Raw genomic sequence first — 7,027 nt, forward strand, 5'->3', positions numbered from 1 at the left:
CGCCGGGCCGCGCCCGCGCTCTCGCGGCAGGCCTCCGCCACGTCGCGCAGGGCGGCGGCGAGGGCCGTCGCCGGGTTCGCGCAGAGGGAGTGGTACGTCTCTTCCAGGCGCAGCGCGCGCCAACGCACGCTCCGCCAGCGGTCGTCGGCCCGCAGGCCCGCCTCCGTCTCCTCCTCTTCCCGCCAGGCGGCGAAGTGCCGGGCGAGCGCGGCGTGGCGGGCGGTCCAGCCGCGCGGTGAGCGGGTTCTGCGCAGGCGGAGCATGGGGGCGCGGACGACGTCGTGGTAGCGGAGCCCGGTGGTGTGCGCGGTGGCCCTCTCGGTGACGAAGGGCAGGGCGCGCAGCCAGTCGTACAGTGCCGCCGCGTCCTCCCCCGCTCCCGCCCGCGCCTCCTCCACCACCGCCAGGAACACGTCCTCGTCCAGTCCGCGCGGCAGCGCGCACTCCAGGGCGACGCGCCTTCGCAGCGGATCCCGCTCCCACTTGAGGAAACGTTCGACGGCGGTGGCGCTCGGGTCGCCGACGTCGTCCGGGTCGGCGGGCCGGTTCTGGGCGAGGGTCGAGACGAGGACGGGCAGTCCGCCGGAGAGCCGCAGCACCTCCGCCACGACCGTCTCCTCCGTGACGGACCTCGCCGCGAGGAGCCCGCGGGTCTCGTCCTCGGTGAAGGGGTCGAGGCGTACGTCCGTCATGAAGTCGGCGAAGCCGTCCCACAGCGTGGTGTCGAACGGCTGCCGCCCGGCGAGGGTCACGACGACCGGGAGGGGGAGCTTCCCGTACTGCTCGGTCGTCATCAGGGCGTGCAACCAGCCGCCGAGGAAAGGGGCGGTGCGTTCGTACGTGTCGAAGAAGAGCGTGATCCAGGGGAGTTGACGGAGGGCCTCTGTCAACTCCTCCACCAGGACGGGTGTCAGGACCTCGTCGGGGGTCAGGACGAGCCGTACGTCGTCGGGGTTGCGGAACCGGGCGCTGAGCGTGGCCCGCAGCCGGTCGGCCCCTTCGGCGAGGCGGGCGGTGTCCAGCACGCCGGCGAAGGGCCCGACGACGGGGATCATGCCGAGGCCGATGGTGCCGGCGGTGGCGAGGGCGGTGCCGGCGGCGGAGGGGCGAGCGCCCGGGCTTCCGGCCTCCCCCGCCTCCCCCGGATCGGCGAACGAGGCGGACTCCGCCTCGTGGCGGCGCTGCCGGTACGTCTCCAGGAGCCGGTCGAGCCGCTTGAACGGGTGCCCCTGGCGGGCGAATTCGGCGCTGAGGGCGGCCAGCGCCTCGGGCACGCTGGTGACGGCCTCGTCCACGTACGCGGTGAGCGCGCCGCACTCGCGCGCGGTCTTCTCCCACTCCCGGACGAGCGAGGTCTTGCCGACGCCGGCGATGCCGTGGACGTGGAAGAGGAAGCGGTGGGCCTCGTCGTCGGGGGCGAGGCCCAAGTTGTCGCGGAAGGCGCCCAGTTCGGCCCGCCGCCCGACGAACCGCTGCCGCCGCCGGATCAACTCCGCCATGGACACCTGCCCGGGCCCACTCCCCCGCCCCTGCTCCCGCCCCGCCATACGCCTCGGCCCCTCCCCGTCCGGTCGCTCCAGTGTGGCAGCGGGGACGCGGAGGGGCCGAGGGGCCTGAGCGGATCAGCAGAGGCAGGGCTCCGTGCCGTGGCCGAGGGCCGGGATGTCGTCGGCCCGGAGTGCCCCCGCGAAGGCGTGCACCTCGTCCACGACGCCGTGCAGGTACTCGCCCCAGCCGTCGGCCGTACGGGCACGCCCCACCTGGAGTCCACCCGTACTCGTCCACAGGCTCCGGACCGTGGCCGTGGCGTCGGGGGCCGAAATGCCGTCCACGTAAAGGGTGATCCGGTCGGTCGCGTCGTCGTGGACCACGGCCAGACGCTGCACCTCGTCCACGGACCGGACCTGGCTCACGACCGTCTCCTCGGCGCCGGGCGCGTCGGACGCCGACACCACCAGTTGCCAGCGGTAGACGGAGGGCACGTAGCGCAGCTTGAACGCGTCACCGTGCGGCCCGCCCTGGGACAGCACGGTCATGGGGCGTTCCCCGTCGCCCTGACCCTCGCCCTCGCGGTCGCCGTCGCCGTCGACCTCGGGCAGTCGGACCACCACACCGACGGTGAAGCTGTCACCCGTGTCGACCACCGGCTCGTCCGTCGCGGCGTGGCCGCCGGCCCCGTCCAGCTCCAGGTCGCCGTCACCGACGAGCGGGTAGCGCACCACGGGGCAGCCGGGATCGAGGTCCGGTATGCACGAGGGATCCGGCCCCCGGTGGAGGGTGGCGCCGGGACTCAGCCTCAGCGGGGCGCCGTCGTACAGCTCGGGGCTGGCCCCGTCGCTCTCGCTCTCCAGCGACCAGTGGCCGCGCGGTTCGGGTACACGCCTGGCCAGTTCGGTGACCTCGCCGGGCACCACGAGCCGGTCGTACGTCCGTACGTCGGCGACCTCTCCCTGCCAGCGGTCCCGGTATCCGGTGTTTCCCCGCGCCCGTCCGATCTGGAGGGCCCCGGTGCTCGGCGTGGCGGTGGCCGCCTGTTCCGTACCGGTCTCCTCACCGTTGACGTACAGCCGCGCGGTGCCGGTCTCGGTGTCGTACTGGCCGAGGACGTACGTCCACTCGCCCGCCTCGGGGGTGCCTCCGGACACGCGGGCGCCGCCGAAGGCGAACGTCCACGCGGGGCCCGTGGCACCCGTGCGGGAGGCGAGGCTGAACGCCGGGGTGCCGGCGGTGTCCGCGTCGGCGTCCTGGCTGACGACCGTCATGTCCCGGTCCGTCCTGCCGGGACGCACCCAGGCGCCCACCGCGAAGGTCTTCGCCGTGTCGACGACGGAGGAGCCGGGTGTCAGGAAGCCGTGACCGGTGCCGTCCAGCCGGGCGGCCGACGTGAGGCCGGTGCCGGGCGGGGCCGCTGCCCCGAAGGTGACCCCGCTGCCCGCCCGGGCGGCCGGTCCCGTCCCGGCCGCGGCGGTTCCCGATCCCGGCGCGTCGGCCAGCTTCCACTGCCCGGTCGGAACGCGGCCGGCCCGGACGTGGAACGTGTAGGAGACGGGCGAACTGCTGCGTCCCGCGCGGTCGAACGCCTCGACCTGGAGCACCTGGGTCCCCGACGTCTGCGGGACGTACCGGATGGTGACCGGGCCGCCGAGCGTGGTCGTTTCGACGGTGCCCACCGGACCGCCGCCGAAGTAGTACCGGTACGCCACGACGTCGTCGGACGGCGAGTCGAACGTGAAGGAGCCGTAGGTGCCGACCCCGTCCGACCAGAAGACGTCCTCCGGGTACTCGGGCGAGGAGACCACGGGCAGGGCCGGATTCGCGTCGTCGCGGACGAACTCGCAGGGGGCGCCCGAGCCGTCGGAGCTCCAGGGCGACACCGCCCGGCCGTCATCGGCCCTGACCCGCCAGGAGACCACGGTGTTCGCGGGGATGTCGGACGGCAGGCGCCATTGGACCGTCCCGCCCGAGCCGACCTGAGAAGTGACCTCGGTCAGGCGCTGTTCGACACCGTCGGCGTCCCGCCACCGGATCTCGAACTCACCTTTGACGCCGGAGAATTCACCCGGCCGGTTGTCCTCCTCCGGGTCGTACAGGACCGCGCGCAGAACCGGTGGGTCGCCTACGTACGCCCGGGCCTCCCCCACCCCGCAGGGTTTGAAGCCGGTCCGGAGATCCGCCACCACCGGCTGCCGCGGCGGCAGATTCTCGACGGCGGTGGCCGCCACCGCCCCGCCCTGTCCCGCCCACACCGCCGCGACGGCGAGTACCACCGTCGTGACACGTCTTCGGTGTGCCTGAGTCGCCATGTGCCGCCCCTCCCCTTCGGCCGCCGGGTCTCGGCGGGCCGAAGGGGACGCTAACAACGATCACTGACACAACCCATCGGGTTTCAGACCTCGTTGGCGACCGGCGCGTTGGCAACCGGCTCCTTGGCAACCGGCGCGTCGGCCACCGGCTCCTTCGGCAGCAGCGGCAGCAATTGCGGCAGGTGGCCGTCCGAGGCCCTCGCCGCCGCCACCCGCTCCTCCGGGACCTCGCCGTACAGCGTCGTCCTCGGGCGGGACGGGCGGCCCGCCGCGTCGGCGATGGCGGTCAGGTCCTTGACCGAGCGGTACGAACCGTAACTGGAGCCCGCCATGCGGGAGATGGTCTCCTCCATCAGCGTGCCGCCCAGGTCGTTCGCGCCGGAGCGGAGCATCTCCGCCGCGCCCTCCGTGCCCAGCTTCACCCAGCTCGTCTGGATGTTGGTGATGTGCGGGTGCAGGAGGAGGCGGGCCATCGCCATCACCGCGCGGTTGTCGCGGTCCGTCGGGCCGGGGCGGGCGATGCCGGCCAGGTAGACGGGGGCGTTGGTGTGGATGAAGGGGAGCGTCACGAACTCCGTGAAGCCGCCCGTCTCCTGCTGGATCCGGGACAGCGTGCGGAAGTGGCCCAGCCAGTGGCGCGGCTGGTCGACGTGCCCGTACATCATCGTGGAGCTGGAGCGGATGCCCAGCTCGTGCGCCGTCTTCACCACCTCGATCCAGGTGGCCGTCGGCAGCTTGCCCTTGGTGAGGATCCAGCGGACCTCGTCGTCCAGGATCTCCGCCGCCGTGCCCGGGATCGAGTCAAGTCCCGCTTCCTTCGCGGCCGTCAGCCACTCGCGGATCGAAAGGCCCGTCCGCGAGGCGCCGTTGACGACCTCCATCGGGGAGAAGGCGTGGACGTGCATGCCCGGGACGCGTTTCTTCACCGCGCGCGCGATGTCGAAGTACGCCGTCCCCGGCAGGTCCGGGTGGATGCCGCCCTGCATGCAGACCTCCACCGCGCCCACCTCCCACGCCTGTTCGGCGCGGTCGGCGACCTGGTCGAGGGAGAGGGTGTACGCGTCCGCGTCCGTACGGCGCTGGGCGAAGGCGCAGAAACGGCAGCCCGTGTAGCAGACGTTGGTGAAGTTGATGTTGCGCGTGACGATGTACGTGACGTCGTCGCCGACCACGTCCCGGCGCAGCGCGTCGGCGATACGGGTCAGCGCGTCCAGCGCCGGACCGTCCGCGTGCAGCAGCGCCAGCGCCTCGTCGTCGGTCAGCTTCGTCGGGTCCGCGGCGGCCTGGCTGAGCGCCTGCTTCACGTCCGCGTCGATGCGGGACGGCACCATGCCGGGCGCGGCGGCCTCGCGCAGTTCCTCCCAGTCGCCGTAGACGTGGTCGAAGTCGTCACGGCGGTCGGACGTACGGCCCTCCGTGTCGATCGTGTGGTGCAGGTCCGTACGGCCGGAGGCGGTGAAGCCCTCGTCGGGTTCCTGCCAGGGGATGCCGACCGGGGTGACGTCCTCGCGCGCCAACCCCGTCTCCGGGTCGGACAGCGCCCGGACGTGCGGCATCAGCCGGGGGTCCAGCCAGGGCTCGCCCCGCTGGAGGAACTCCGGGTAGATGGTGAGCCGTTCCCGCAGCGCGAACCCGGCGGCGGCGGTCCGCTCGGACAGTTCGTCCACCATCGGCCACGGCCGCTCGGGGTTGACGTGGTCGGGGGTCAGCGGCGAGACACCGCCCCAGTCGTCGATGCCCGCGCCGATCATCAGCGCGTACTCGCGGTCGACCAGGTTCGGCGGCGCCTGCACCCGCGCCGAAGGGCCCATGATGTGCCGGGTCACCGCGATCGCGGCGGCCAGTTCGTACAGGTCGGCGTCCGGCATCCCGCGCATGGCCGTGTCCGGCTTGGCGCGGAAGTTCTGGATGATGAACTCCTGGAGCCCGTGGTAGGCCCGGCTGGTCTTGCGCAGCGCGAACAGTGCCTCGGCGCGCTCCTCGTACGTCTCCCCGATGCCGATCAGGATGCCGCTGGTGAAGGGGACGTTGGAGCGCCCCGCGTCCTCCAGCACCCGCAGCCGGACGGCCGGTTCCTTGTCGGGCGAGCCGTGGTGCGGGCCGCCGGGCTCGCTCCACAGCCGGGTCGCGGTGGTCTCCAGCATCATGCCCATCGACGGCGCGACCGGCTTGAGCCGCTGGAGGTCGGTCCACGTCATGACCCCCGGGTTGAGGTGGGGCAGCAGGCCCGTCTCCTCCAGGACGCGGATGGCCATGGCCCGTACGTACGCGAGGGTGTCGTCGTACCCCTCGGCCTCCAGCCACTCCCGCGCCTCCGGCCACCGGTCCTCGGGCCGGTCGCCGAGCGTGAACAGCGCTTCCTTGCAGCCCATTTCGGCCCCGCGCCGGGCGATGGCCAGCACCTCGTCGGGCGAGAGGAACATGCCGTGCCCGGAGCGGCGGAGCTTGCCGGGGACGGTCACGAACGTGCAGTAGTGGCATTTGTCACGGCACAGCCGGGTCAGCGGGATGAAGACCTTGCGGGAGTACGTGATGATCCCGGGCCGCCCGACCGCCTCCAGGCCGGCGTCCCGGACGCGGGCGGCCGAGGCGCACAGGTCGGCGAGGTCGTCGCCGCGCGCCTGGAGGAGGACGGCGGCCTCGCCGACGTCCAGCGCGACGCCGTCCCGGGCCCGTTTCAGCGCCCGCCGCATGGAGTTGGCGGTGGGGACGGTGGGAGTGGCGGGGTCGCCGGGAGCGGTGGGGGCTTCGGCGGCCGGCGCGCCGGCCCGGGTGTCGGCCTCCGCTGCGGTCGGTCGTCCGGCCCTGGGCTGATCAGGCACGTGCGTCGTCATCCTTCGAGGATACGTACGGCCGCGGTAAAGGCCCGGGGCCGCCGTCCGGACCACCCGGTCGGGTACGGAGAGGCACGGAAGAGGTACGGGAGAGGTACGGAAGCGGGCACGGAAGCGGTTACGGAAGAGGCGGACGTGCCGCGAGGCTTGCGCACCCCCCGGACCCGCAGTAGACAACAATCAAGATCCCACCTGCGCGGACACGACCCGGCCGACCCCCACGGCACTCCCGCGCGCGAGTGACCCGCCCCCACCCAGGGCGGTACGGACCCCTGCCCGCTCATTTCCCCTCGTCCCCCCACACGCTGTACCTGAGGAGTTCTGATGCGTTCTCTTTCCCCTGCCGTCCCGCCGACCGGCGGCCCCGCGCGGCGCCGCCGCCGCAGGACC

General features: G+C 73.1%; 1 protein-coding gene and 2 pseudogenes. All 3 read right to left on the minus strand.

Translation table 11 applies throughout. The features are described 5' to 3' along the window. Positions 1–1,499: pseudogene (locus tag GT042_RS07765) on the minus strand (hypothetical protein); the annotation flags it as partial. A gap of 123 nt (positions 1,500–1,622) precedes the next feature. Then, positions 1,623–3,803: a LamG domain-containing protein gene (locus GT042_RS07770; RefSeq protein WP_161307973.1), complete on the minus strand. Its 2,181-nt coding sequence runs from the start codon at positions 3,801–3,803 to the stop codon at positions 1,623–1,625. Between the two features lie 158 nt (positions 3,804–3,961). After that, positions 3,962–6,637 (minus strand): annotated as a pseudogene (locus GT042_RS07775) (bifunctional FO biosynthesis protein CofGH); the annotation flags it as partial. Positions 6,638–7,027 lie beyond the last annotated feature (390 nt).

Origin of the sequence: Streptomyces sp. SID3212 (assembly GCF_009865405.1) — a bacterium.
Lineage (GTDB): Bacteria > Actinomycetota > Actinomycetes > Streptomycetales > Streptomycetaceae > Streptomyces.

What these genes read in the sequence shown, in the direction of transcription:
- GT042_RS07770 (WP_161307973.1), bottom strand. Translation starts at nt 3,803, where the DNA reads ATGGCGACTCAGGCACACCGAAGACGTGTCACGACGGTGGTACTCGCC.